This is a genomic window from Pseudomonas sp. NBRC 111140 (assembly GCF_001320885.1).
Lineage (GTDB): Bacteria > Pseudomonadota > Gammaproteobacteria > Pseudomonadales > Pseudomonadaceae > Aquipseudomonas > Aquipseudomonas putida_P.
In genome coordinates this window covers 158,432-184,882 of record NZ_BCBQ01000001.1, presented here as the reverse complement: position 1 = coordinate 184,882, position 26,451 = coordinate 158,432, and the positions used below count along the sequence as shown (strand labels likewise).

The 26,451-nt window shown below is 60.8% G+C and carries 10 protein-coding genes; 9 read left to right on the top strand and 1 reads right to left on the bottom strand.

Translation table 11 applies throughout. From position 1 onward, the window contains the following. The first annotated feature begins 44 nt into the window (after positions 1-44). Together APH42_RS00730 and APH42_RS00725 are read left to right on the top strand one after the other, a co-directional pair. Complete coding sequence (locus tag APH42_RS00730) at positions 45-10,892, top strand: hypothetical protein (protein ID WP_060492465.1); 10,848 nt, start codon at positions 45-47, stop codon at positions 10,890-10,892. Then, a complete protein-coding gene (locus tag APH42_RS00725; RefSeq protein WP_156352704.1) occupies positions 10,889-18,262 on the top strand; it encodes a hypothetical protein in 7,374 nt (2,457 codons plus the stop codon). The genes APH42_RS00730 and APH42_RS00725 overlap by 4 nt, the downstream gene beginning before the upstream one ends. 40 nt (positions 18,263-18,302) lie before the next feature. On the opposite strand, the gene APH42_RS00720 is transcribed toward APH42_RS00725, so the two are convergent. Further along, positions 18,303-19,223, bottom strand: a complete 921-nt coding sequence (locus tag APH42_RS00720) for a LysR family transcriptional regulator (protein ID WP_060492463.1) — start codon at positions 19,221-19,223, stop codon at positions 18,303-18,305. Positions 19,224-19,334: 111 nt separating this feature from the next. Between APH42_RS00720 and APH42_RS00715 the strand changes: the two genes are divergently transcribed. From APH42_RS00715 to APH42_RS29790, 7 genes are all read left to right on the top strand, one after another. Next, on the top strand, positions 19,335-19,775 hold the full coding sequence (locus tag APH42_RS00715) for a carboxymuconolactone decarboxylase family protein (RefSeq protein WP_060492462.1): 441 nt from the start codon (positions 19,335-19,337) through the stop codon (positions 19,773-19,775). Between the two features lie 132 nt (positions 19,776-19,907). Beyond that, entirely contained in the window at positions 19,908-20,135 is a 228-nt protein-coding gene (locus APH42_RS00710) for a hypothetical protein (RefSeq protein ID WP_060492461.1), read from the top strand. After that, positions 20,125-21,333, top strand: coding sequence for an efflux RND transporter periplasmic adaptor subunit (locus tag APH42_RS00705; protein WP_256217730.1), 1,209 nt, complete (start codon positions 20,125-20,127; stop codon positions 21,331-21,333). The genes APH42_RS00710 and APH42_RS00705 overlap by 11 nt, the downstream gene beginning before the upstream one ends. Positions 21,334-21,351: 18 nt before the next feature. Beyond that, positions 21,352-24,531, top strand: coding sequence for an efflux RND transporter permease subunit (locus tag APH42_RS00700; protein WP_060492459.1), 3,180 nt, complete (start codon positions 21,352-21,354; stop codon positions 24,529-24,531). 137 nt (positions 24,532-24,668) lie between these two features. Next, complete coding sequence (locus tag APH42_RS00695) at positions 24,669-25,376, top strand: TolC family protein (protein WP_256217729.1); 708 nt, start codon at positions 24,669-24,671, stop codon at positions 25,374-25,376. An 86-nt stretch (positions 25,377-25,462) separates the two neighbouring features. Continuing rightward, positions 25,463-26,086 carry a hypothetical protein gene (locus APH42_RS00690; protein WP_060492458.1) on the top strand — a complete coding sequence of 208 codons (624 nt, stop codon included), beginning with the start codon at positions 25,463-25,465 and terminating at the stop codon, positions 26,084-26,086. A 2-nt stretch (positions 26,087-26,088) separates the two neighbouring features. Further along, complete coding sequence (locus APH42_RS29790) at positions 26,089-26,415, top strand: hypothetical protein (protein WP_156352701.1); 327 nt, start codon at positions 26,089-26,091, stop codon at positions 26,413-26,415. Positions 26,416-26,451: the final 36 nt, after the last annotated feature.

Sequence of the window (26,451 nt, the reverse complement as noted above, 5' to 3'; positions counted from 1 at the left end):
GTATCGAGTGGACATTAGCGAACCCACCTCTATGGATCGCGGGGTTGAGTCACTTCAAGATCCAGGGTGCCAACGACCGCTACCAGTTGAGTGGAAGCCTTGAGATCAATGGCAGTGCGGACCATGTAGTCGACGCGATAACGGGTATTGGGGCCCAGACGGCGCTACCGGTCACGGTCGATCTGGACGACATGCACTTAGTTTTCAATTCGGAGAACGTCGACGGCACCAAGGGGCCCCTAACGCTCGATCTGGCAACCGGTAAAGCAGTTGGCACCCTGAGCGCGAGCATCGTGTTCCCCAAGGTGGTGATTCGCGCCAAGGACGATCCACGGCTGCTGTTGGCCTTCAAGGCGAAGTACCAGGTTTCGCTGGTCAACACCCGCGCTGTCGGGCGCCTTACCGAGCTCAGCATCATCGATCCCTATCCCTTGGAACTGATCGCCGTCGCAGCCGAAACGGTAATCGAAGGGGTGGTCCGCTTGGTCGGCCTGATACAGCTGCCCGGCGCGCCCTCCACCCCGATCTACCCAGGACTGCCGGCCATGCCAGATGCTTCGGCGCTGGTCGATCGCCTGGGCAAGCTGTTGGCGGCCAGCCTGAAATGGATGGCACGCCACGCCGGCCAAGCGCTGGGCGCCGCTGCCGGGGTGCTGGGTAGCCTGGTCGAAGCCACCCTGGACTTGATTGGTCGAGTGCTCGAACTGCTCGGCAAGGGGGCGAAACAGGTTTTCAGCTATGTAGCGGTCGAGGTGCGGATCGATGCTCGCAGCTGCGCGCTGAAGCAGCTGCTGATCACCCCGGTTGAAAACCCAACCCACACTGACCAGGGCCCGATCGAAGCGTTGGCGTTCGCCGGGCTGGAGTTGATAGTACCGGCTGAGTGGGCGCCGACACTGCTGTTGGACTTCTCAAGGGGCCTGGTAGCGGCCTTGCTGGTGTCTCCCAAAGGCGAAGCAGATTCCAAGAACGTGCTGGAGCTGTCGACCGACCTGTGGCTCAAGCGTGCGGATGCGCCGGTGGAAGCGGTGCGCGACACCGACCTGGATGGCGTACGTCCCAAGTCGCGGCTGCTTCAACTGCGCGGTTGGAAGAAGAAAGATACCGTGATTGCCCTGGCCGTATTGGAGCAAGGCAAGCTGTCGTTCTTCCAGAGCCTGCTCGAACACAGACCCGCTTCGGAAAGCTTGAAGGTCGACGGCGGTGTAACGCTCACAATTGGCCAATTCAGCGGTACACCGACCTTTACCGAACTGCGTACGGAGGACTTCGACGGCTCGCTGGGCTACGACTTGGATAAAGCCAAACGCCTGCTGCCATTCTTCGGGACGGCCGGAGAAAACCAGGACAAGACGCCCGGCAAGCCAGCGGGCAAACTGATGGACAAATTGAACCAGTACGTGGAGGTGGAAGGCGCCGACAAGGTGCAGTTGAGCGGTTCCTCGCTGACCTTGCCGCTAAAGGCGATCATTCATCTCGATGCGTTCTCCACCGCGTTGAGCATTCGCCTGAAGTTCGACTTGAACACCCTGACTGCCCGGCTGGAGGCGGACGAGGCATGCGAAATCAGGGGCAAGCCCGAGCCGGGGGACCTGTTTGGCTTGACGTACCTTATTCGTCCAAAATCCGGAAAGCTCGACGAGAAAGGCGAGTTTGCTCAGTTCGCACTGGATTTCTCTGCTGGCGCCCCAAGAATGGCGTTGCACAAGGACGCCGAAATCGACCTGTTCTACTCAAGGCTTGGCGGCGGCGGGCGCGGGTTGGTGTTCAAGGTGTCGGAGTTCGTGGTCGGCCAGGGGTTGTTCGATATCGTCGCCGAGGTCGACCCCAGCGAGCCGGTGACCCTTCCCGGTGTCGACATGCCATTCCGCTTCGATGCCGGCAAATTGGTCGTGAAACGCGGCGAAATCCAGGCCTTCTCCATCAACGGCAGTGGGCAGCTGCCACCGGAACTGGTTGGCCAGGCCAATTGCAAGGTGACCTTGAGCCTGGGCCGAGAGCCTGGCAATGGGCGCCTGGCCGTACTGGCCTGCGACGCGCAGCTGGACAAAACGCAAAGCCCGATCGTTTGCCACGCCACACGCTTCGAGTTGACCATCACCAAGCTGGGGTTCGCCCTGGTCGACATGGCTGGGGAGGGCGGCTACCAGTTCTATTTCCAGGTGACCGGCAGCTTGGTCTTTGCACCTGTACAAGATGAGTTTGCCGATACCTTCCTCAAACACTTGCGCGGCCTCAAAATTAGCCTCAACAAGGCGCCCCTGGCCCGGGACATCAGCCGCCTGGCGCGGGCGATCAGCTTCCAGATTCCCATAGAGCCCAGGGTGACCTTCAACCTGTTCGATGTCTTCGCCTTCGAGCTGCGAGGCATCGGCTACCTCGGCTCGTGCGAGGCCTTTGGCGGTGACCCGGCGCTGGTGATCTGCGGGCAGGCCAGGCTCACTCCCAACAGTGACACGATCAGCGCCCGAATCGACTTGCATAACATGTACATCTCGACCCAGGTCAAAGGCGCCCGCTTGCCACGTGTGCGCTTCGATGGCCTGGGGGTATCCCTGTCGATGCAGGCAGGTACAGTGGAAGCTACCGCGATCGCCGTGGACGGTAACCTGCCGACGTTGTATCCCGCTGATGTGCTGCCGGCGGGTATCAAGGCACGCGGCTTCCTTGCCTCGGGGCGTCTCAACCTCAAGAGCTGGGCGTCGATGAGTGCGTCCATGGGCTTTCTCGAGTTGGAGGACGCCCAGGGCGATAAGCGCCATGCGTTCTTCCTGTACGGGGAAATGGGCAAGCTGTCCACCGAGATACCCACACCGGTCAAGCCGATCTATCTGCGTGAAATGGGCTTTGGCATCGGATATCGCTATACCCTCGCGGGCCTGCGGCGCGCAGACGCGGTGACCACGCCGCAAGCATTGGTCGAAGTGCTCGACGATGTCTCGCGCTATCAAAATGACCTTGCACGCTTCGAAGCCTGGGAGCCAGAAGCGACCGGCGATCGGCTGACCCTGGCACTAAGGGCCATGCTGTCGCTGGAGTCGGCATCGCAGGACGGCAGCCTCAGCGACGATGAAGCGAAACTGCCAAACCTTTTGCTGATGGATGTGGCCGCTGCCTTGCGCTCGGACCTGACCTTCCTCATGACGGTCAGGGCCTGGCTGTGCGTGAATTATGCTGACTGGGCGAATGCCACCGATCGCCAATCCATTGCATCGCGCCCCACCCTGCGTGGCTACCTGTACCTGTCCGCGCCTCGTCAGGAGTTTCTGGCTCGCCTGCTGTCCGACCCCAACGGTTTGATCGGAGAGCATCCGAAACTCCCTGAACCGATGATAATGGCGTTCAGGGCCGTGACTTGGTCGGCCACCCTGTATACCCGACCGGGGCTGTTTCATTACGAGCTTGGTTGGCCCTACGAGCTGAAGTTCGAGTTCACGGAGGATGCCTTTGGCATCACCTGCGAAGGTGGCATGGTGATGCGTATCGAGGATGCCTCGATCCTTTATGGTATTGCCTTCCGCGCCAAGGGCTTCGCGCGTATCGGCGGGAAAGTCGGCGGTCGCTCGCTCGGCGCCTCAGCGGTGGCGGAAATGGATTTTGCCCTCGACGCCAAGTTCATCGCATTGATCTCCCTGAAACAACCCAGCGACACACTGTTTTACGGCTCGCTGGCGTTCAGTTGCACGGTGAACATCGAAGTGCGGGTGTGGATGGAGATCGACCTGGGTTTCGACGAGATTCGCATCGAGATCGGCCAGCGCCTGAGCCGTACACTGTCCTTGGCCTTGGAGGTTGCGGTGCAAGCGAACGGCGTCGCCGGCCGAGGCGCGGCAAGCATGTCTTTCGCGGCATTCGGGCGAACGCTGAGCCTGTCCATCGGCTTTGCGTTCGACGAGCCCAAGCTTGAGCAGGCCCGCCAGCGTGTCGCGCGTTTCTTGACACTGGGGTTGAGCGCCGCGATACCAAACCCTGAACAAGGCCTGGCGCCGCCACCGGCTCAGCCACCGGCGAAAAACGACCCTAAACTAGAGCAACACGCCGACAAGCATGCGGTGTTGAGCGAGGTCGAGGACGAGCAGCCTGAGATCCAACCGCAGGTCTGGATCAAGATTGGCGGTGATGAGGTCGGCCAGCCTCGGTTCTGGGCGATGCTGTTCGAAATACCGGCAAGCCCGGGCAACTATGTCATGCAATTGATACCGCGCGACCATACGGAAATCGACGCAGCCCTCACACTCCCGCAAAAAGCCTCCACGTTCTTCGCCCACCCCGGAGAAAACTTTGGTAAGGATCCGAACGCCGCGACTCCAGCCTATGAGCTCAAAAGCACCACTGCGCTGCAGCGGCTGCTCAGCGATGGTACGCAGGATCAAGGCTCCAGCCTCGATGCCTGCTACAGCAGGCCCTTGGCAGTGTCCGATAAGGGCAAACCGCTGCTCCTGCATCACCTACTTGAGCAGTGCTTCGTGCCCGATGAAGCGCAGTTCGATAAAAAAACCGGGCAGGTTACCAAAAGTCGTTTGACAGATCCCCCGGTACCCAAACAGCCTGGCTACGAAGCTATTCACGCGAAGGACAGCGGGGCGCATGCCACTGCGGAAAAGGCCGCCGAGGACTTGCGCCTGGCCTCCAGCGACATGATGAAGCTGTCGCTCAAACGCGCGCAGTGGCGTGCGACGGAAGAGCGCCGTTCCTCGGTGATCGCCTCGGTGGTTGCTTCCGCACAGGCCATTGCCCGCCAGACACGCTTGTCCGATACCGGCGCAATGATTTGGCCAACACGGCCGCAGCCTCTTACCAACCAGGCGCAACTCGATGCGCGTGATCTTGGCCTGACGTTCTGGGTCGACGAGACGGCGCTTGGCGCTCTGTTCAACCTAGAAGATGCATCGGCACAGCTGCCGCCCAAATCCACCTTCACGGTTTGCGCTGTCGGCACCTCCAACCTGCATGTGGAAGCGCAACCGAATAGCGTGTATCTGTTCAACCCGCCCAGACGGTTCTTCGACCGCGCCAACCCGCAACTCAGGCAACCCAGAACTTGGTTCGACGCGCAGGGCGTTGGCCTGGACTGGGACCTGGAGCCCGGTTGGGGCGAGTCCGGCGGCATATGGAACGATCCTGAGTTCCACTTGCAGCATTACGAAATAGAACGCTTGATTTTGGTTGGCGCCAGCGTCGCATCGGGGATCGCGCCAATCAGCGTGCAGACAAAGGCCAGCGCACCACTTGCCGCTGAGGTGCAAGACCGCACCGTCAGTTGGAGGCGCATACGCCCGCTGGCCCAGTTCATCGATGATTTTGCCGATCTGCCGGCAACCGTTCGACCGGCATTCCGGAAACAGGGCCAAACAGACCTGCAAGGCTACAAAGCCATCCTGGATGCTTTCAATGAATTGCGCGCAGGGGGGGACAAGCCGCTTCCTGTTCGTATCGTCTACACCGTGGTTCCGGTCGACATCACCGGGCACCGCGGCACGGGGCTGACAATCACGCATGAACTGGCGCGACCAGTGCTGCCGCAAACCGCATTGGGCAAGGTCGAGTGGATCGCACGCTTTGTAACCTTCCCCGGCTTGCCGGGTGCTGGCCTGCCAACGTTGCTGCTGCGTATCGATGACCTGCTGGACCGCGAGCGAGACGATCAGGAGCAACCCCAACGGCTTCCCGCCAGGGGCACCCGCTTCCTGCTCAAAGTCCGCCCTGAGCGGGCAATGCCACTGGGCGAGTTCGCCGCCGACAGCATGGGCATGGCCCTGCAACGCCCAGGGCCGGCCGAGTTCGAGCGCTCTCAACAGGGCGACCAAACGTTCGAACTGGAGCTGCTATGGCCGGCCGGGACAGAGGACTCGGCCAGTGCGAGCATGCGCTATCGGCGCCTGCATGGGCTGGACTTCATTGCCATTGGTGGCCCTGCCTCGAACCTGCGCCTAGGGTTTGCCGACGCAGGGCGCACCCAGGCAGCATGGCTGAATCTGCTGCTGTCGGCGTTGGGGATCGACGATAGCAATACCCGTGCGGCACCGCTCCCGGTTCGCTGTGCAGTCAAGCGCACGCATCGGCCACGGGTGCCCAATGCTTCGGTACGCGAGGCTGACGTGGTGGCGTGCCCGTCGCCATGGATTGCCGTGGACATGGCGCTGCGCGTGGAGACCGATCAAGCCGACCGCCTTGGCCGGCCGATTGCCAACCCAGTGGACATGCCGGTCGAGGTCTTCGAGTGCCCGCTGATCGCAGGCTATCTGCCGCTGGAGTTCGCGGACCTCGACGCGCGGGCAGGGCGCCTGCTGATCGATTATCCAGGCGCACACGCGACACTGGCCGACCTGACGCACCATAGTGAAGATGCGCTCTCACGCCAGCGCGATGGCGAGCGGCGAATCGCCACCCAGCTCAGGTGGGCAACCTGCCCACGCTGCGATGCACCCGGTTACATCGGTGGCTACGACGTATTCGAGATAGATTTGGGCAGCGTGATCGACAAGGACGAGCAGATCGCTGCTGCCCGCCATGTGGCCCGCGCGCGACTACTCGACCCGCGAGTGGGTAAAGCCGACCCTGCGGGGATAGAAGATTTTGCCGCCGTGGAGGCGTTCTATCCAAGCGAGACGCTCAGGCTGGAGCAGAGCGGCGGGCAGGTGGGCATGGCCCGTCGGCGTGCCTGGTACACGGGCGCCGAAAGCCTGCTGGCCTGGGCACGCCCGACGCTGCGCCGGTCGGTTGGTTTGGCCGTGGACGAGGTCGACCTGGCGGCGCTGTTCGACAAGGGCCGGCCGACTGTGATCGAAGTAGCCTGGAGCGCTCGCGATAGTGAGCCAGCGCTCAAAGCGCCGGAGTTCTATTACGATGGCAGCCTGGCTGACGGCACCATCCCCGCCGACGCCATCCCTGGACCTTTCCCATTCGACACCTTCACAAACGACAAATGCTGGACCGTAGGGGCGGTTCGCAAGCTACTGAACGGGCTGGTGTTGGCCAAGGATGCGCAGCAGTGGGCGAAAGAGGGCTGGGTCGAAGCCTACGTGACGGGAAGCGATGCCAATCGTTTCAACAACCTCTCGCTGACCCTGACCGGCAAGCGCGGCAAGGGTATTACTGGGCAGACCTCCGTGGTGGTGGATCTGGACCAGCGGCTGCACCCGTTGTTGGTGGATGTGGTCGATGCGCTGCGCTGGGACTGGGTCAACGTCAACGCGCCATACCGGCGCTACCGTCCCGTGCTGGAAGCGGCACCCGCAACCAAGGTTACCCAGATAGAAGCGCTGCTGGATGAGCGCCCGGCAGAGCGCGACCCTTATGGTTGGGCGGTGCTGCGCACGCTGGGGTTGGCGCAGGGGCTGCGCCTGTTCGACATGACCACGGCCGATTATGTGCTTCCACGCGACACACTGAGCCTTGTCGAGCAGGCTTGTGGCCGAGTACTGAAGCGCTACGCCGGGATGGACTGTGGTGTACCTCTTATCGACCTGTTCGCGCGTCCCGATGGGTTGATGAGCACAAGCAGCTTTGATGGCGGCATGGACCAGGTCGACGTCAAGCACCTGCTGGACGACGAGTTGGTTTGCATGATCCAACTATCGCTGCGCCCAGTACCTGAGGCCATGCGGCGAGCGCAGTCGGCAGGGCCAGATGCGTGGGGCAACGCGCCGGTGCGCTATTTCGCGGTTACCCTCACGCCAGAGAGTGACGCTAAGAAAGACAACTCGCCCGTGCAACTGGATACCGCTGCGCTTGAAGACAGCGTATTGATCGACTTGCTCGACCCCAGCGGCACGGTCAACGGCGGTAAGGTCATCACCTTGGCCAAGCAGACAGACGGCCCGGCAGCCCAAAGTTTCGCGGGCGGTCGAAGCGTCAGTGGCACATTGAGCGTGGAGCGTAACGGGCAGGTGTTGCTGCTACGGGTGATCTCGCCAACTGCCGATGGCCAGGAACAGGCCTTCAAGCTGTTCTCCGAGCGTTTTGCCCCGAAAGAACACAGAAACCCCTTTGTATCCGGCGACCATACTGGCCTAACGCCAAATTGTTGGGGGCATTTTGATGATCCGTTCGAACAATTCCCCACGCTGGACGCGCAAGCCGTCACCACACTTGTCCAAGGGAACGGCTTGATTGCCGCCAATGCGCAGGCGAAGGGCAACTTTGCTGATTTCGCCTGGTACGCCTGGCGTGCGTTCAAGACCACGTCGGAAAAGGTATTGCCCGATTCGCAGCGCTCGGCAGTGCTCAAACGCTGGCCAGGGTTCATCGACCGCTACCTCGTTCATGGCCTGGCGCATGCGGATTCACTGAATGCATCGAGCATTCCCTTCGCACTGGCCACGTTGACGCAGACGGCGCCATTGCGCCTGGTTCCTGATGTCGATGGGACCATGCACCTGCTCTTGCTGCACAAGGACCGGTTTGCCCGCAGACGGCGTTATGTGGTTCGCCCACTGGGTCGCTACGACGCCTTGCTGGCCGCCTGGGATGCCGCGATGGTGGGTGTTGATCCGGACCGTGCGCCACGTGTGCGCCTGCCCTGGGTGGCCCAACCTGCGTTGGCCGACAGTTTTGTCGAGCTGGTCGACGACCGTACACCGGCGGCGGTGCGTTTGCCGCAGATGAAAGTGAAACAGGGCGCCGACCCGTTGTCGAACTGCTCCGTGGATGTGATCATGCCGCGCACCGAGCCGCTTGCCGACCCGGTCGTGCTGAGCGCCAAGCGGTTGGACGCCGGTACGGGAACCGAGCGTCGACCTGGGCGGCTGCTGGAGTTCGTGGTTGCGCGGCACCCAGAGGAAATCGCTGCCGAAGCGAACATTCACTTGGCCGACGCCCTGCAGTTCGAGCACCAGGCGTTCGGCTTCTGGCGTGAGTTCGCCGAGCCCCGTTGGGGGCGCGCGTTCGGGCTGGTCGATTGCTTGCCGGCGCTGGGCGCAAGCACCCCGGTCAAACCTGGTGCGCTTATGCTCACAGGCCCCACGCTGGCGGAGATCGAGCAGCCTTACGCCGGCGGTAAGCAGGTCGCCGCTACCACGCTCCCTGAGCGGTTCGTCGATGGCTGGCGGGGGATAACGGTACTGCGTACGCAATCGGTCCCGCACTTCTATCGCCTCCATATGGCGGTGTTCGCAGCGGCGGGTGTGGTGGTGTCGAGGCCGATTGCCGCCGTGATTCCTGAAGGCGGTTATCAGTTGGGCTGGTCCAGCGACGACCCTGACAAGCGGCCTGCATGGCAGGTAGTCAGGGATGATACGAAGGTCACGGCGGTGGTCACGCTGAGGATACCACTGGTGCGCAACCTCGACGGCATGCATGACGCCGACCGCAGCGTCTGGATCAATGACCCCCAGAAGCCACCTGAGGTGTTCCTCCTGCCCGACCCGCAAGTGGTCTACGAATTGTCGACCCGAATCGTGGCGGGTGCTGGTGACGTGAATGGCTTGGGCGGTGAGCGTTCGCCGGAAATCGAGTTCCTGGCGAAGACGACTGACGCGGATGCACCCGCCTATGTCAACCGCGTCGCCGGCACAGGGTTCCAGGTCGACGAGCAGACCCCGGTCAGCCGGCTTCAGACACCCAATTTGCCTTGGTGGTTATGCCCTGAACTGCGGGGGCCGCGGACAGTGCCGGCCGCACCGCCGCCCACAGCACTGCTGGACCAGCAGTTGAACGCGCTGGGAACGCTGCATGTTGCCCCTGCCGAGTGGGCAACCGCCAATGCTCCTTGGCCGTTGGCACATGCGCGCGTGACTATCAAACCGCCACCGGCACCGCGAAACCCGGTGGCATGGAAGCAATGGCAGGGCAGGCTTGCAGAGGTCGAGCAAGCGCTGGCAGGTTATCTCCCAGCGCCTGCGGTAGGGGGGGCTCAGGAGGCGCTCTGGGCTGCGCTTGTGTACATCAGGCGCTTCCTCGCGGTGGCCGATCAAGCCAACCACGAGGATGAGGCGTGGCGCCAACTCACCCTAAACAGGGACATCGTGGCGGCGCAGGCGGATATGGCCTGGCCGGCCGGCTTGCCCTTGTATCCGTCGCGGGTGGAAGGGCTGGTGCCTGCAATCGAAAACACGTTCTTCAGCTGCGTGGTGTCCGCTCCCTGGCAGTTGCCACCGGAGCAAGCCTGCACGCTCGACGCTCGCCTGGCCATGCGCAGCGCCCTGCTTGGTGCACGCCGGCGCATTGTGCCGGGCGATACCGCCACACCGTTCGCTGGCCCCACGGCCGACCAGGTGTTGCGCGACTACCTGGCGGCCGCCTGGGCCTACGATGTGCATCCTCTGCGTGTGGCGAACTCAGCTGCCTTTGGCGGATTTGCACCGGTGGTGCGAACGCTCACACCGGACCTGCAGGCCGGGCAAGTGGCAGGCAAGCTGTCGCCGGTCGCAGCCACCCCAGCACTGATGTCGGCCAAGGCAATCTTCGAGTTTGTCGCGCCAGTCACTCTGCGCCTTGCAAATGACGACGCAAACCTCAATCAGGCAGCCTACAAGGCATTGGTGACGGCCCTGCAAACCACCCAACCCGTACCAGGACAAGGCGAACCGGGGCTGGGGTTCTACCCGGCGCTGGAAGCGTTGGCGAAACTGGAGCAACCCGGGCTGGCCGAGCATTTCACCCTCGAATTGCGTTTGCCAGGCGCCTCGCTGGACCCCGGTCATCCCGTTCGCCAGGCACTCGACACAATCCTTAACTGGACGGTCGGCAGCCTCGATCAGCTCGTTCTGCGGCGTCCGCCAACTCAAGCTGACCTGAATGAGCTGGACACGGCCGGGGCCAACCCCGCGTTGAAATCCTTCATTACTCAACTCGCCGCCGACCAGTTGTTCGGTCCTTCGCGGCGGCCGTTCCTCAAGGCGTCCAAGGGGTTGGCCGATCCGATCGTTACAAGGGTGGAGCGCGCACCATGACCACATCTGCGATCAGAACTGTTTGCTTGGTCGGCCCTCGGCTCACCGCACCGGGTCGAGACTCCGAGGCCAGCTACCTCTGGGTTGCCGAGCTTTCGACGGACCTTGAGGGTGACCGAAAACCGGTGGATGGCGTGGTGCGTGCACCGTCGCTGAGGGTGTTGGCCCAGCGCGCGCAAGCACGCGCGCAGTACGATGCCAAGGCTGCCACCGTCGACTTTCGTGACCCGCTGATGTTCCAGCTGGCGGTACGCGGCTATCCGACCAAGGCCGGCGAATTGCGCATGGCGTCCACTTGCGACGGTAGCGATGCCGCTGCTCGTTCGCTCTCGGTCTCGGCGTACCCTGCCGACCCACGGGGTTTCTCCATTGGTGTCGCGGCCATGCTGGCGAGCGACGGCAAATGGCCGGCTAAACGCTCGGACGAGCTCGAAACGTCACCCTTGTCGTTGACCCTCGGCGCCATCGACATAGCCATCCGCGATGAAGCCGGGGTGCGGGACGTCTGGAACTTCTGGTCGGTGGGTGCCCGTCAAGAGATAGATGGCGAGCCGTATGTGCCGATCTTCGGTGGGGGGATCTACCTCAAAGTCGTTCATGGGGCATTTCTGTCCATCCAGGACAGCACCGTCAAGGGCAAGCGAGTGCGCAAGACGCTCACCGATAGAGACGACAAGGTCGATCGCATCATCCTCTGCCTCACCCCCGCTGGCATCGAGTTCGACGCCGTGATCGACGATCCTTTCGGTTCCGCAACCCAGCTCAAGGTGCGGCTGCGCCTGGAGCCGGATGGGGCAGGGGGGCAACGGGTGGCGCTGCTGCGCGAAGACCAACAGCGCAGTAAATTGCGCCCGACGCTCGATGATCTGGCCGAAAGCGTGCGTACCGCTCGGCTTGGTTTGGTGTTCGACATTCGCCCAGGCCTTGCTCCACTGGTTTGGCCAGTGGAGCAAGGTAGCAACCACTTGCGGCTGCGCGATGGCATCAAGCGGCCGAGCACCTTGCCGGGCGCAGTGCGTGCGAGCCTTGTGACCGAACGGATGGCCGGAGCCTCGCTGGAAGCCACGGCGACCCTGATCAACCCTGTGCTGACTATCGACAGTAGCCGACCTATGGCCAGGCAACTGACGCTGGATGCGGGTAAGCAGCCCGCCGCGTCAGAGGCGGTGGCGACGGTCAACCTGGTCCAGCCAAGCGATACTCGCCGTTGGCGAGTGGGCTTTGGACAGCGCAAGGGCAGTGCGACGGCCAGCGCGTTGCCAGTGCTGGTCGAGCGCTTAGGCCTGGCCCGTGACCTGGAGGCACGCTATCGGCGGCAGGCGTTGAGAACCGCGCGGGACCCGCGACCGCTCTACGGGTTTGTGGCGCTCGAACGGGGGGTGGTGCAGATCCCCCTCGCGCGCGAGCCCGACCTGGCTTTGCGCAAGGCAGTCGATCCGGCGCCGAAGGACGGCCAGGTAAAGGACGGCCAGGCGCTGGTTGGATTGGTTCATGCGCGCCTGACGCGGCGGTTGCCGAATGCTGAATATGCAACTGTCGGTGAACTGACGGTTGACAGCGCGGCGTTCGTCCGCGTCAGTGTGCCATTCAGCGACAGGGCTCCGCTCAGTTGTGATATCACCCTGAGCGCAGCGCATGGTGCAATTTCCGGGGCCCTTTGGTTCAACGAGTCGTCGCCGACCGCACAGGAGGTGGTGCCGGTACTGGACAATGGTCCCATTACGCTGCGCTCCGGCGTGTTGTCCTTTGGTGAGACGGGGACTACCGACGGTCAGATCGCGGCATTGCAGCCTACGGATGACGTTCCAGCGGTGAGCTTGGACCTGAACGTAGCGATCAGCCCAGGTGCCCCCGTGGTTCATTGGGCGCCTGTTCCCGGGGTACAAATGCCTTTGGTCGCGGGCATGAACATGACACGCAGCGCGCCCAGCGCTGTGAGGCCTTCATGCAGCCGGGACCTGGTGCCGGTGTTCTACCACGTGCCTGAATCACGCACGGCCGCCACCGTCACGCTTACCTTGCAGGGCTTTTCGAGTGGCGCCGCCAGCATCGTATCGAAGGATGCCGAGCTACGTTTTGGTTGGCCGGGCATCAATGCGCAGTGGGCACACGGGCCGCTTGCCGAGGGTCAGGATATCGAATCGAAAACCGGTATTGCGATGTCGGTCCTGACGTTGCCTGGCGTTGAAGTGACGCTTACCTCCACGACCAGTAACGCACCAGGCCTGGCTTACTTGCTGCGTTACGATATGCCGGTCCTGGGCGAGCTGTATGCCGAAGCCACCTTCGTCAAGTCCCAACCGCCTGCTACGGGCCAAGCCTTGCCGCAGGTTACCGCGCTGGACCTTCAAGCGCTGGAGAGCGTCTGGGCTGCGTCCTCCCATCGGTTGTCGCTGACACGCACGGACAGGGACAGGATGACAGGGTGGTACGACACCAAGGCGGATGGGCTTGTCGAACCCTATACCTGGGAGACTGGGTTCACGGTCCGGACGGATGCCAATACCTTGCCCTATGGTGCTTACGCATTGGCAGGCGAGTGGACATGGGGGGAGCACGCCCTGGCGGGCTTGAACCGGACGTTCGGCAAGCCCGCCAAGGGGGACAAGGCATTATCTGCAACAGGCAAAGGGCTTGAGATCGTCGGCTTTGCACTTGCGCCCTATAGGCAAACAATCGGCAAAGCTTCTGCAATAGCCGACACACGCGGCTTGGTCATGGCAACCACGGCCAAAGCGGTGCCGACCACGCTTAGTGTGCGCAGCACTCAACTCCTCAAGCCCTCAGGCGTTGGTGAGATCACCGACTTGATAACCACACGCGAGGAGGTGCCACTCACGCTGCATGGGGCCCAACTTGCCTTGTACCTGCGCGATGTACCCATGCAGCCATCGGCCGGAGGCTGGGTCTTTAGCCCCGACGACACACCGGAAAGTGCGCCTGGCCCAGACAGTACCGTGTTTGCCAGGGATAAGTTGCCTCGTTCGATCTACGAGTGGCGACTCTATGCAAGCGCTGGGGCGTCGTCGTTTCACGACCTCGTCATCGGCCCACTGACCCTTCGTCCGTTGCGCTTGTGGCACTGTAGCGTCGATGTCGATGGCATCGTCAAGGCCGTTTCGGTGCTGTTCGGCATCAATGCACCCTACCAGCAGGTAGCCAACCAGGACGAACCATTCGGGCCGGAATCGCCCTTCGATACCGGTAATTCGGTGTGCATCGCGTTCAAGACGAACGGCGGTCCGCTGGTGGCCGACAATATCAATGACGCGGTCGTCCAGAACCAGAAAATCAATGTTGCCACAACGAACCAGGCATCGATCACCTTACGCCTGGACGCCAAGGTGCTTCCGGGTGCGAAGGACGCCGAGGATCGCCAGCCCGTCACCCTGCGTTTCAACATTCAAATCAATGCCCAACGTCTGGAGGCCGTGGCGAGCAGCGCGCAACTGGACATCACCCTGTTCGGCGCGCGACTGACGCTGACCGGTGGCACGGTCGTGATCAACGGCCCGCAGTTGAACGTGAGCTTCAAAGGCTCAGCCCAGATGCCGGAATACCTGACGATCAGTACGCTGACGCTCGACCTTTCGGCTAGCCAATGCCTGGTGACGGTCAACGGAGTGGCGACGCTGCCCGACCGGCGCGAAACGTCCTTGCGCGAAGCGATCCGGGTTTCGCTGGGCGGCCCAATTGGCTGGTACGGCGCGAGCATCGCGACCGATAGCGAGGCAATAACCGTGCATGATCACCCGCGTGGGGTGCTCAGTGTCGAACTGAACGGGGCGATCTGCAAAGGCGATTGGCTGCGCGGCCTGAATATCGGTACAACCCGCGCCCACGGTATCGTCGTGCTTACCGTGCAGGCGCCGGAGGCGAAACGGCCTATGGCCTGGAAGATCAGCAGCGCGCGCTTTGACGTCACGGCCTCCAATGAAAATGGTCAACTGCAAGTTACGCAGCTCACCCGCCTGCAGAATGCCGGGGCTGTACTGACCACTGACATCCGCGTCACATTGCCGACTCCAGACGTTGGCCTGGTTAGCGTGGTGCAATGGCCGGTTGGACGACTAGGGCAGGATGCGACGAAGTTCATCGACTCCGCGGGCCCCTATACAGGCGAAGAACGCACGCTGCACACAGTCGAGGTGAGCACGACCGGGACGGTGCTGACGCACGTCACCAAGCCCGGTTTGGCGGATCTGACTCTCGATTGCAATGTCATTGGCGTGGTCAAGGATGTTTGGTTGCTCACCGCTGTGTGGCGCAGCAAAGTGTTGACCACCCACAGGCTTTCAGGGGAGGGGCAGACCTCCCAGGTTTTCGACAGCCTCGATGACGTGGCGATCGTCGACCTGGCCCACGTTGCACGACGGCTCGCTGATCCCCGTGACCCTTTCAACAGACAGTATGGTTTCGTACCTCGCTACCGGCTTAATGGCGACCTGACCGATGATGCTTCGCCGCTCATCGCCGGTATCGGCCGAGGCGGGTTGTTTGGGCGGGATATCGACCGTGTGCTCGTCGGCGCGTCAAAAGGGGGCGCGGTACCGGCCTTGGTGATTTTCGCGGGGGCGCTTATCGAGGTGAGCCTGGACGAAGAGCAGGTGAGCGGCGTTGTCGCTCCGTTACCCTGGATTGCACCCGTATTCGCTGGCGCCGCGGAGCCGCTTTCCCACATCCCCCAAGCCCCGGAGCCGGGGCAAAAGGCCTGGATCGGTAAAGTGGCGGGGTTCGATCTTGCCAGTGCAATTGCCTTGCCACTCAATGGCCTGGCACCGCTTGCAATTGGCCTGGCATCGAACTCTGCAGTTGAGGTGCGGCAGAGCCTTTTACAAATGATCGGTGTCGACGCCACCACCGCACAGGATGTCATCGACCAGGCGTTCGCGGCCAATCTATTCCCCAGCCCCGCCAGTACCGCGCCCTTTGCTCGACCCTTGTTCTGGCGCAGCCTGATGGCGTTGGCGCGGTGGTGGAGAGTGGCTTCTACCAACCACAGGGTCAACACGCTGCTTGCCCGACCGGGGCAGGGCGACGCGGTTCGAGTGCAAGTCGTTCGGCACCCTCCAAACAAGCAGGGCGCTGCTGGCAGTTGTGACCTGGTTGTGGCTGGGCGCTGGGAAATCGCTGTGGCGCCGATTCCCGGCGGCGAGCCTAGGGCGCAAGATGCTGGCTTTCAGAACTTGGTCGGCTTCGCATCGACCCTGGTGCAAGAGCCGTTGGCAGTGTTTGCCGCATCCGTGATGGATGCCGCCACTGAAGGGCTCGATGCCGATCAGCGCAATCATGCAAGCCTCCAGAGAATTACCCTAAGGGCGCCCTTCGCGCTGCAGGCCCAAGGGCGCTTGCGCGACCCCAACCGTGCGATCTACCCTTCGCCGGCGCTGAGCTGGCCACGCAAGGCAATCACCGAGCTGGCGTGGATCAACACCCACGATGAGGCAGTGATCCAGGATGCTGGGCATGCATGGGCGGGCCGTGCGCGAACGTTCGCGGGGCCTTGCAAGGCGGCTGTTGCCTCGGACAAGGACGAGCGTATCGATTTCCTTGCCATCGGACGCCGGATCCTGTTTTCACGAGGAGGTGAACAGGCCCCACAAGTCGTCTCGCCACCTGACCGCGCTTTGACACCGGCAACGCCCCGGGCGCGGGTGCCATTGGCAGCGGAGCTTGCCCAAGCGCTAAGCAAGAACCGGCTGAAGGACACAGAGGCCGGTGCACTGACCGGGCTATCCCCCGGCCAGTTCGAGGTCTTTTCCAATGGCGTTCGTCCAGGCGTGATGGCTCTGGAGCATGAAGGGTTCGTAAGCGTGGATCAGGAGCTGCCACTGGACAGCGCTCACGCCCGTTTCGGCCGACCGGCCGACAGGGCACCGCTGGTCTGGCGACAAGGTCGCGCGCCACGCAATACCGCGCTGCCGCGCGGGCGCGTGGAGAGCGAAAGCCGGCGCACATTCGTGGCAGCGAACCTGTACGCGGTGGAAAAAGGCGCGTCCGACACTCGCCATCTTCAACCCTTCGTACTGTTCAGTGGGCCTGGCGCGGTGCTTCGCTATCTGCCGGCCTTGATCGAGGAAGCGGGCCAGGAAGCCATTGCGCTGTTGTTGTCGTTGCAGTCGCCGGACAGAGGCTGGCTGAGCCCTGAACTCAGTGAAAACGTGGTGATCCGGGTAAAACGTCCAGGGTTGAGTGGGCGTAACCCTCTGGTCGAAACGCTGGCCAAGTTGGGACTGCTGGTGCCTGGCCTGCAGGCCACCCTTGAGGTAGGCGATGTCGTTGTGCGTTTCGCAGCCTTTAAAGTCAGTGCGTTGGCCAATGAACAGCTGGACCTGACTTTGGCGATGTCCCTGACTGATCGGTCCAGGTTGCAAGCCGCGGTACGCGGCGCGGATGCGGACACCCAGGCGATGCTAAGGCTTGAGCTGGCACCCTGGATCAAGGACGCGCCCGCGCCAGCACCCGGCAAATGGGTCGACCTTAAGACACGTACGAGCGCCTCGCAGCAGTTGCCCGCTGGGCCGCCCCTGCGCGTCACTTTCCGTCTGATGCTGTTACCGGGTAATCGTCTGTGGCGCCCGGTGGAAATGGCCACGCTGGTGTTCGCTGACCCAGCCTATGACCGCGAACTGGCAAGCCCGGCGCATGGCGTGACCAAAGCGGTGCGCGCAAAGCGCTATCTACTGGCCTTCGACCGTGCGGAGTACGACTCGACGCAGACACTGTGCTTTTCCTTTGGCAGGATCAACGAAGCGTTCCTTAGGCCGGATAGGCGTGCCGTGCCGCCGTTACTGGGGGGCAAGTGGTCTATCGGCATCGAAGTCACCGCAAAGGATCCTGCACTGCATGGCAGTATCCCTCGCGCATTGGGCGTTCGCGGGCTGGCGCCCGAGCAGCCGGTGCAGGGCAGCGCTGGCCAGGCGTACGCCATCGAGATCAGTGCACTGGTGGAAAAGGACGGCACGCCCGCGGCCTTGGCTTCGGGTGATCAACTGACGATCACTGCAGTCGTGCTAGAGGATGACGACGCCTTGAGCGTTGGGTTGACGCTGAACCTGAATCTGAGCATCGTCGACTTCCCAGTGAACGCGCCGGCAGCGGCCATCTATGGTTTGGTCAGTCACGAGGCTGGCCGAGCAACGCCGGAACTGTTCGCCAGCGCACCGCAGCCCAGCATCGTCGAGTTTCCGGAGCTGGTGGCCGACCTGGTACGTGGGCATGTACGGCGCAAGGCGATGTTCGTATGGCCATTCGTGCCGAGAAACCCGATTACGCCTGGTCATGCATCAGCGGGTTTGGTCAAGATCGATCGTACCGGAGGCGGGCAGTTTCCTGAGCATCCGACACTGGACTTCCCGCCTGCGCAATAGAGAGAGGGCGCTTGAGACAGTGGCTCGTCTGAGCCAGCAATCAGTCCGACAACGACCATAGCGGATCGCTGGCCATCAGCAGGGTCACCCAATCGGTAAAGGCGCGTACCCTTGCTGACAAGTGGCGGGTGTAGGGGTAGACGATGGAAAGGGGCATGCTAGCCATCTGCCAATCAGGCAAGACCCTCACCAGCGCACCCGTTTTGAAATGCGGCACGGCCTCGGCCGTTGGAAGGAAGGCAACACCTAGCCCGGAGACCGCGGCGGCGGCAGTTGCACTGCCGTTGTTGAAGTACATGGACGGCTGATGATCCAAGGTGAAACTGTCTGACCCGCGTGTGAGGGTTGGCACGAAACGCCTATCCGTTGCCGGAAACTTGAACCCTAAATGTTTGTGGTTTGGCAGGTCCCAAGGGGTGTCGGGGATGCCGGCACTGTCCAGGTACCTGGGGGATGCGCAGAAGCAAAAGCGCATTTGGCCAATAGGCCGACACACCAGATCCTGATCGGTAATGGTTCCACCACGAATCGCACAATCCACACCTTCCTGAACAAGATCAACGACACGCTCGCTGCAGCCGATGTCGAGATGGATTTCGGGGAATGTCGAGGCAAACTCGGAAAGGGCGGGGACCACGAACAAGATACCGACAGGGGAGGGCATTTCAATGCGAACACGCCCACGCACGACATTTCGGCTTTGCGAAGTCGAAGCCTCCAGCTCGTCCACATCGTCAATCACGGCACGCGCTCTGATGTAGTAGGCGGCCCCTTCGGGTGTGGGTGAAACTTTACGCGTTGTACGATGCAGCAGCCTGATACCCAGCAGATTTTCCAGTGCCTGGATTTGGCCTGAGACCGTTGTTTTTGCCAGCGACAGGGAGTCTGCAGCACCGCTGAAACTGCCCACTTCGACGATGCGGCAAAACGCCCGCATCGCCTCCAAACGGTCCAATGCCATTGTGCGAATTTCCGTACAAACAAAACGATTGCACCCAGTTTATCCGAAAACACGGTTTCACTACAGTTTGCTCATCCCACCGAGCGGTGGCGAACCAACTGGAGAATCGTGATGAGCACCAAACGTATCAATTATTACGAAGCAGCCCCACAAGCCATGAAAGCCATGATGGGGCTGGAAAAGGCCGCTTCTCAATCCATTTTGCCGGCATCGCTGCGAGAGCTGGTGCGGATTCGTGCATCGCAGATCAACGGTTGTGCCTATTGCATCGACATGCACACCGCCGATGCGCTGAAAGCAGGTGAAACCCCACGCCGTCTGATGGCTGTCAGTGCCTGGAAAGAAACACCGTTCTTCGATGCCCAGGAACGTGCTGCGTTGCTGTGGACTGAAACCCTCACCCTGGTGGCAGAGAGGCATGCACCGGATGAGATTTACCAAGAGGTTGCCGCTCAATTCACTGAGCAAGCGCTGTCCGAGCTCACCTTTGTGATTGCCGCCATCAACGCCTGGAACCGCTTCGGCGTCGGTTTCGCCATGCAGCCAAAGTAATCCCACATCCGAATTCGGGTGTTTGACACTACACGGCGACTTTCCTCCCAGCCTGAACTTTCAAACACCCCCACTCGAATCAAATCTTTAACGTTTTGCGCGTGTCTGTGCGCGCTCTTTGACGGAGTCAATATGAAAAACATCATCAAAACCTGTGCTGCACTCATGATAGTACTGCCTTTTTTTGCACATGCCGCCGACGGCGCAGACGCGGTGAAGCGTTTCCAGGAACGAAACAAGGCGATGTTTGCTCAACAAGCAAAGGCGCGAGCGGAGCGCGAACAACAGGATCATCAGGCGAGTAAAGATACGCTGCAGGAGGGTGGCGATTCTGTTAGCGCAGGAATGATTGCTGAATAAACCACGGCGTATCGATTTGCCATTTAGTGAAAAGGATCAATCCGTGCGCGCTCCCGCCCTCATTGCAACTGGCTTCGTTGCTACAATTTTGCTGATCGCTGGATGTAACAAAGAAACCGCCCCGCAAGTGACAGCCAATCCTCCCGCTGTCGATGTTGTTAGTGTAACCGTTCAACCCGTGAAACCCTGGGACAGCTTCAATGGCCGCATCGGGGCTATGGAAACGGTATCGGTGCTGCCAAGAGTCGGTGGTTACATCACCAAGGTCGCTTACAAGGAAGGCAGCGAGGTCAACAAAGGCGACCTCTTGTTTGTCGTTGACCAGCGCCCCTATCGCGCTACCTTGGCGAGTGCGCAAGCCCGGCTGGAGCAGGCACGGGCTTCACTTGCTTTCGCCAAGCAACAAAATCAGCGAGCGCAGCAGCTTATCAAGAGCCATGCGATATCGATGGAGGAGGCTGAGCAGAAGCGAGCAGCCTACGAACAGGGCGTTGCTGAGGTACATGCTGCTGAGTCCGAGGTGACGACAGCTGCCCTCAATCTGGCGTTCACCGAGGTTCGATCGCCCATCGATGGCCGGACAAGTCGGGCACAACTCACGGTCGGCAACCTGGCCGTCGCGGACCAGTCTGTACTCACCTCGGTGGTGTCGCAGGACCCGGTCTATGTTTACTTCGACCCGGATGAACAAAGCTTCCTGAACTATCAAGAACGCTTGAAGGCCTCTCAACGTACACAGGTGCGCGTCGGACTGGCAAACGATGAACACTCTCCCTATGAAGGGGAACTCTCGTTCGTTGACAACCAGGTGGACGCTGCAACAGGCACCATTCGCGCAAGGGCGACGGTGAAGAACCCAGACAGGTTCCTGGTGCCAGGGCTCTTCGCCAAAGTAGAACTGTCAGTGGGTGAATCGCAGGTGCAAACACTGGTGCCTGAACGCGCCATCTTGAGTGATCAAGATAAAAAGTATGTCTACGTACTGAGCGGCGATGGCAAGGCTGAAAAAAGGTATATCGAGCCCGGCAAGTTGGTTGGGCAGCAGCGTGTGGTCGCCGCAGGCCTCGACAATAACGAACGCGTAATAGTTTCCGGTCTTCAGCAAATCTATGGCTCCGGCATGGCGGTCTCACCCAATCTTCTCGTTCCAGCAAGTACTGAAATGAACGTGTCCAGTACGCATAAAAGCTTGAAATAACCTGCGAAGGCCTGTCTCATGGATTTCTCTAAGTTTTTTATCGATCGGCCAATCTTTGCGATTGTTCTGTCGATTGTCATTTTTGCAGCAGGGTTGATCGCAATCCCGCTGCTGCCCGTTGGTGAGTACCCAGAAGTTGTTCCGCCTACCGTGGTGGTGAAGGCCACCTATCCGGGCGCGAACCCTAAAGAGATTGCCGAGTCAGTTGCTGTTCCCCTTGAGGAGGCCATCAACGGGGTTGAAGACATGGTCTATCTGAAGTCGGTGGCCAGCTCCGATGGCACGTTGCAGGTCGTAGTCACCTTCAACGACAAGGTAGACCCAGACACGGCGGCGGTTCGCGTACAGAACAGGGTAAGCCAGGCGCTTTCTCGCCTGCCTGAAACGGTGCGCCAGTATGGCATCACCACGCAGAAACAATCCCCGACACCGCTGATGTATGTGGACATGTTCTCCACCAGCGAGAAGTTCGATGCCCTCTACCTGCGCAACTACCTTCGCCTGCACGTGAAGGATGAGCTCGCGCGTATTCCGGGGATCGGCGACGTGGTGCTTTACGGCTCCGGCGACTATGCGATGCGGATCTGGCTTGACCCAGACAAGCTCGCCGCGCGTGGTATCACAGCACAGGACGCCATCAATGCCATCCGCCAGCAGAACGTTCAAGTATCCGCCGGGCAGCTCGGCGCTGAACCCTCGCCCCAGAACACCGATTTTCTGATCTCCATTAACGTGCAAGGTCGGCTCAAGACCGAGCAGGAGTTCTCTGACATCGTCCTGAAAACCGGGCGTGATGGCCAGATCACCCGGCTCGCCGACGTTGCCCGGGTGCAGTTGGACTCGGGGGATTACACGATGCGTGTATTCCGAGGCAAAAGTCAGGAGGTTGCAGTCGGGATCTTCCTAACCCCCGGGGCCAACGCAATCGACGTCGCCAACAAGGTGTATTCGAAACTCGACGCTTTGTCCAAAGACTTCCCGGAAGGGGTCAAGTACGTCAGTGTATGGGACCCCACAGTCTTCGTGCGCGAGTCGATCAGCGCCGTGCAGCACACGCTGTTCGAGGCGATGGCGCTGATCGTTCTGGTGGTCGTGATTTTCCTGCAGACCTGGCGGGCATCAATCATTGCGCTGATCGCAGTGCCAGTTTCTATCGTGGGAACGTTCGCGTTCCTCTATTTGCTCGGCTACTCCATCAACACGCTCACTTTGTTCGGCATGGTGTTGGCGATCGGCATCGTTGTCGACGACGCGATCGTGGTCGTGGAAAACGTCGAACGAAACATCGAGCTAGGTCAGACACCCCTGCAAGCCGCTCATCAGGCGATGCGGGAGGTATCAGGCCCGATCCTGGCGATTGGTCTGGTGCTGTGCGCCGTGTTCATCCCGATGGCTTTCATGAGTGGTGTGACAGGGCAGTTCTACAAGCAATTTGCCGTCACCATCGCGATCTCGACGGTGATTTCGACGGTTAACTCCCTAACGCTCTCGCCAGCGTTGGCAGCCAAGCTGCTGCGTCACCACGATAGCCCGAAGGACAGGCTGACGCGATGGATGGATTTTGCGCTTGGTTGGCTGCTGCGCCCCTTCAACCGGTTCTTCAACCGCAGCTCAAAACGTTATGAAGGGAGCATCGCCAGGCTACTGCCACGCAAGGGATCGGTTTTTCTGGTGTACGCCGCGCTCTTGGGTGTGACCGGGCTGTTGTTCAACACCATCCCGACCGGGTTCATTCCCAACCAGGACAAGCTCTATCTCTTCGCCGGCGCGACGCTTCCCCCAGGTGCATCGCTTTCCCGTTCTGACGCGGTAGCCCGAGAGATGTCTGCGATCGCTTCGACAGTGGAAGGTGTGGACTTTACCAACTCGTATGTCGGCTCCAACGCGCTGCAAAACACCGCTACCCCGAACCTGGTGACGGCCTATGTCATCCTCAAGCCTTTCGGTGAACGCACCCGCAGTGCTGCGGATATCAACGCCGAGCTGAACAGAAAATTCGCTGCCATCAAGGACGGCGCAGCCTATGCCTTGCTGCCCCCCCCCATCCAAGGCCTTGGTAACGGCTCCGGCTATTCGCTGTTTTTAACCGACCGAGGTGGTTTGGGATACGCGGCATTGCAGCAGGCTCTGGATAAATTCCAGGCCGAGGTCGCCAGCACGCCAGGCATGACGTTCCCCGTCAGCTCGTACCAATCCAACATCCCGCAACTGGAGGTCAAGGTCGATCGCGTGAAGGCGCAGGCTCAGGGGGTTGAACTGCCGGCGATATTCGACACGCTGCAAACGTACTTGGGGTCTGTTTACGTAAACGATTTCAACCTGTTCGGTCGGGTTTACCGCGTCATTGCTCAAGCGGACTCAAGCTTCAGGCAAGCCGCAGAAGACGTAGGCAACCTTCGCGTACGTAACGCTCAAGGGAACATGGTGCCATTGAGTGCCGTGGTCAACATCGCCTCGACCTTTGGACCTGACCCCGTGATGCGCTTCAACGGGTACCCCGCTGCGGACTTGATCGGCGACGCGGACCCAAAGGTCATGTCTTCTGGCGAGGTGCTCAAGAAGTTGGAGGAAATCGCCGCCCGCACACTGCCACGAGGCATAGCGCTGGAGTGGACAGATCTCAGCTATCAGCAGGTCACCCAGAGCAACACAGCCGTGATCGTATTCCCGATCGCCGTCATGCTGGCCTTCTTGGTACTGGCCGCGCTTTACGAGAGCTGGACGCTGCCACTGGCGGTCATTCTGATTGTGCCGGTTTGCATGTTTGCCGCACTGATGGGGATATGGATCGCGGGTGGTGACAACAACGTCTTCGTCCAGGTTGGCCTGGTGGTACTGATGGGGCTGGCGTGCAAGAACGCAATCTTGATTGTCGAGTTTGCGCGGGAGCTGGAGATGCAAGGGCGGGGGACTGTCGAAGCGGCGCTGGAAGCCTGCCGGCTTCGTCTACGCCCCATCGTGATGACATCGGTGGCATTCATCGCGGGCGCGGTGCCGCTTTTGGTTGGCACCGGAGCGGGCAGTGAGGTCCGTCACGCAACAGGTGTCACCGTCTTCGGCGGAATGCTCGGCGTGACCGTTTTCGGGCTGTTCCTGACCCCGGTGTTCTATGTGGTGATGAGGAAGCTAGGCGCAACCATCCCCGACCATCCTTCAAGCGTGCCGGCGCATGAGGTGGAGAGCCTGACCCATGGCTAACTTCAGAAACTGTTCAGTACCAATGTTGTTCATGTTGCTGGCTGGATGCTCGGTGGGGCCGGACTTTACCCGGCCAGGTGTGCCATCACTGCCGCAGTCCTTTACCCATCAACGCGCCGGCCAGGCCGCCCCGTCGCGTGACGCTTGCCCACATTCCACAGTTTGAAGTGAGGGTTGCCGTCGACAAGCATCGGCTTGCAGTCTTGACCGGCTTGTCTCCTGCATCGCTGGATTCCCAGCTGCTGGCTGTTAGCGCTATGCCTGCAGCGCCGCAGAGGATCGAAGCGGACACGCCAGCGAACGTTATCCGCAGGCGCCCCGACGTTGCATCGGCTGAACACCGCTTGCACGCAGCGACTGCGCAGATAGGGATAGCTACTGCGGACCTGTTCCCTCGGGTCACACTGGGGGCGGCTATAGGAGCCTATGCGTTTAACGGTAGTGTGCTCTACTCAGCCTCCGCAGAATCGAACATGGCGGCGCTAGGGGTTGACTGGTCATTCCTTGACGTAGGTCGGGTAAAGAGTCGGATCGAGGCTGCTGATGCAGAAGCAGCGGCTCGACTGGCGAATTATCAGCAGGCGGTATTGGTTGCGCTTGAAGACGTTGAGAACGCATTGGTGCGTTTTACGCGTACCACGGATGAGGAGGCCCGCTTGAACAGTGCAGCCGCTGAACTGGCGAAGGCGTCAGCGCTTGCAGGTGAAAAGTACCAAGCAGGTGCTATCGAGCTCTTCGAGCGATTGGACGTCCAGCGTGAGCTCTACAACGCGCAGATAGACCAGGTTTCCAGCCAGGCGAAGCACGCAGCAGCAGCCTTCACGCAAAAAGTGGTTTGGGAGTAGGGCGGATACATATATTCCATTTGTGCATGGAAATATGCTTGACGCCTTACTCAAGCCTGCCTACGATCTAGCTCATCGAAGCCGAGATGAGCGCCATGAAAACGAACCAGCATCTTGAATTTGTCCAACCTTCAGAACCCGTCTCTCTGCACGCTCTGTTGAAGGAGGTCGATGGGATTTTCGAAATTCAAATCAATGCGCTCGCAACACTCTACGGTGTGAGTAAATCGGCGGTGCGGCTTACGCTTGGCGGCTCACATCGTCCTAAGTACCTCGCCCGGGTCTGCTACGAATATGCGGTGGAAGGTAAATGGCCGTCACAAGGCCATGACAATGACGCGGATTGGCTGGATCTGAGTGCTTTTGTCACCACCGGTCGAAGCTATGTTGAACACTACGGCGCCGCACCGCCCAAGATGTTAGAGAAAACACTGGTGATGGGAGGGATTCGCGCGGGCCTCGATTCCGATAGAGCTGATATCGATGGCATTCCCGCAGTGCTAGAGGGGCTCTACACTGGGTACTTGACCTTGCTGGAGATAGCAATAATGGCTCAAATGAGCGAGAAGTCCGTAAGGAATGCGACGCTACCGACCGCTCAAGATCGCCTCGTTACCTCAAAGCAAGGCACCCGAACAGTGGTCGAGGCTCCCGAGGCTCTCCGGTGGTTATCGGGTCGCCGAAGCTTCAATCCAACAGTTGTGGTCTGATCATGGCGCTGACGAGACAAGCTGAAGCCTATTGCGTTGAAACGCTGAAACGAACGAGCCCACCCACCGAAAAAATTGCAGGGTTTACCACCCGTACCGGGCGCCAGCTGGCGTTGGAGCGGGTTCGAAATGAAATCTATTGCTGGACCGAGCTCTCATCCCTGGAAGCAGCGCCCTGCACGCCAAGGCGTAGGTATACAGCCTCGGAAACACGCAACTCGAACCTGAATCGTAAAAACGCGCCACGCCTTATGCTTGGACAGGAAGTTCTGTACTGGACTTTCAGCGACATCGAGCACTTCAAACGCTTTGTGGATTGGTACATCTAACGCTCTCTCCACCGGGCAGTGGGCGGCAATCCTCTC

Coding starts and splice junctions, on each gene's coding strand:
- APH42_RS00700 (WP_060492459.1), top strand. CDS start 21,352: ATGGATTTCTCTAAGTTTTTTATCGATCGGCCAATCTTTGCGATTGTT.
- APH42_RS00690 (WP_060492458.1), top strand. CDS start 25,463: ATGAGCGCCATGAAAACGAACCAGCATCTTGAATTTGTCCAACCTTCA.
- APH42_RS00710 (WP_060492461.1), top strand. CDS start 19,908: ATGAAAAACATCATCAAAACCTGTGCTGCACTCATGATAGTACTGCCT.
- APH42_RS29790 (WP_156352701.1), top strand. CDS start 26,089: ATGGCGCTGACGAGACAAGCTGAAGCCTATTGCGTTGAAACGCTGAAA.
- APH42_RS00725 (WP_156352704.1), top strand. CDS start 10,889: ATGACCACATCTGCGATCAGAACTGTTTGCTTGGTCGGCCCTCGGCTC.
- APH42_RS00720 (WP_060492463.1), bottom strand. CDS start 19,223: ATGGCATTGGACCGTTTGGAGGCGATGCGGGCGTTTTGCCGCATCGTC.
- APH42_RS00715 (WP_060492462.1), top strand. CDS start 19,335: ATGAGCACCAAACGTATCAATTATTACGAAGCAGCCCCACAAGCCATG.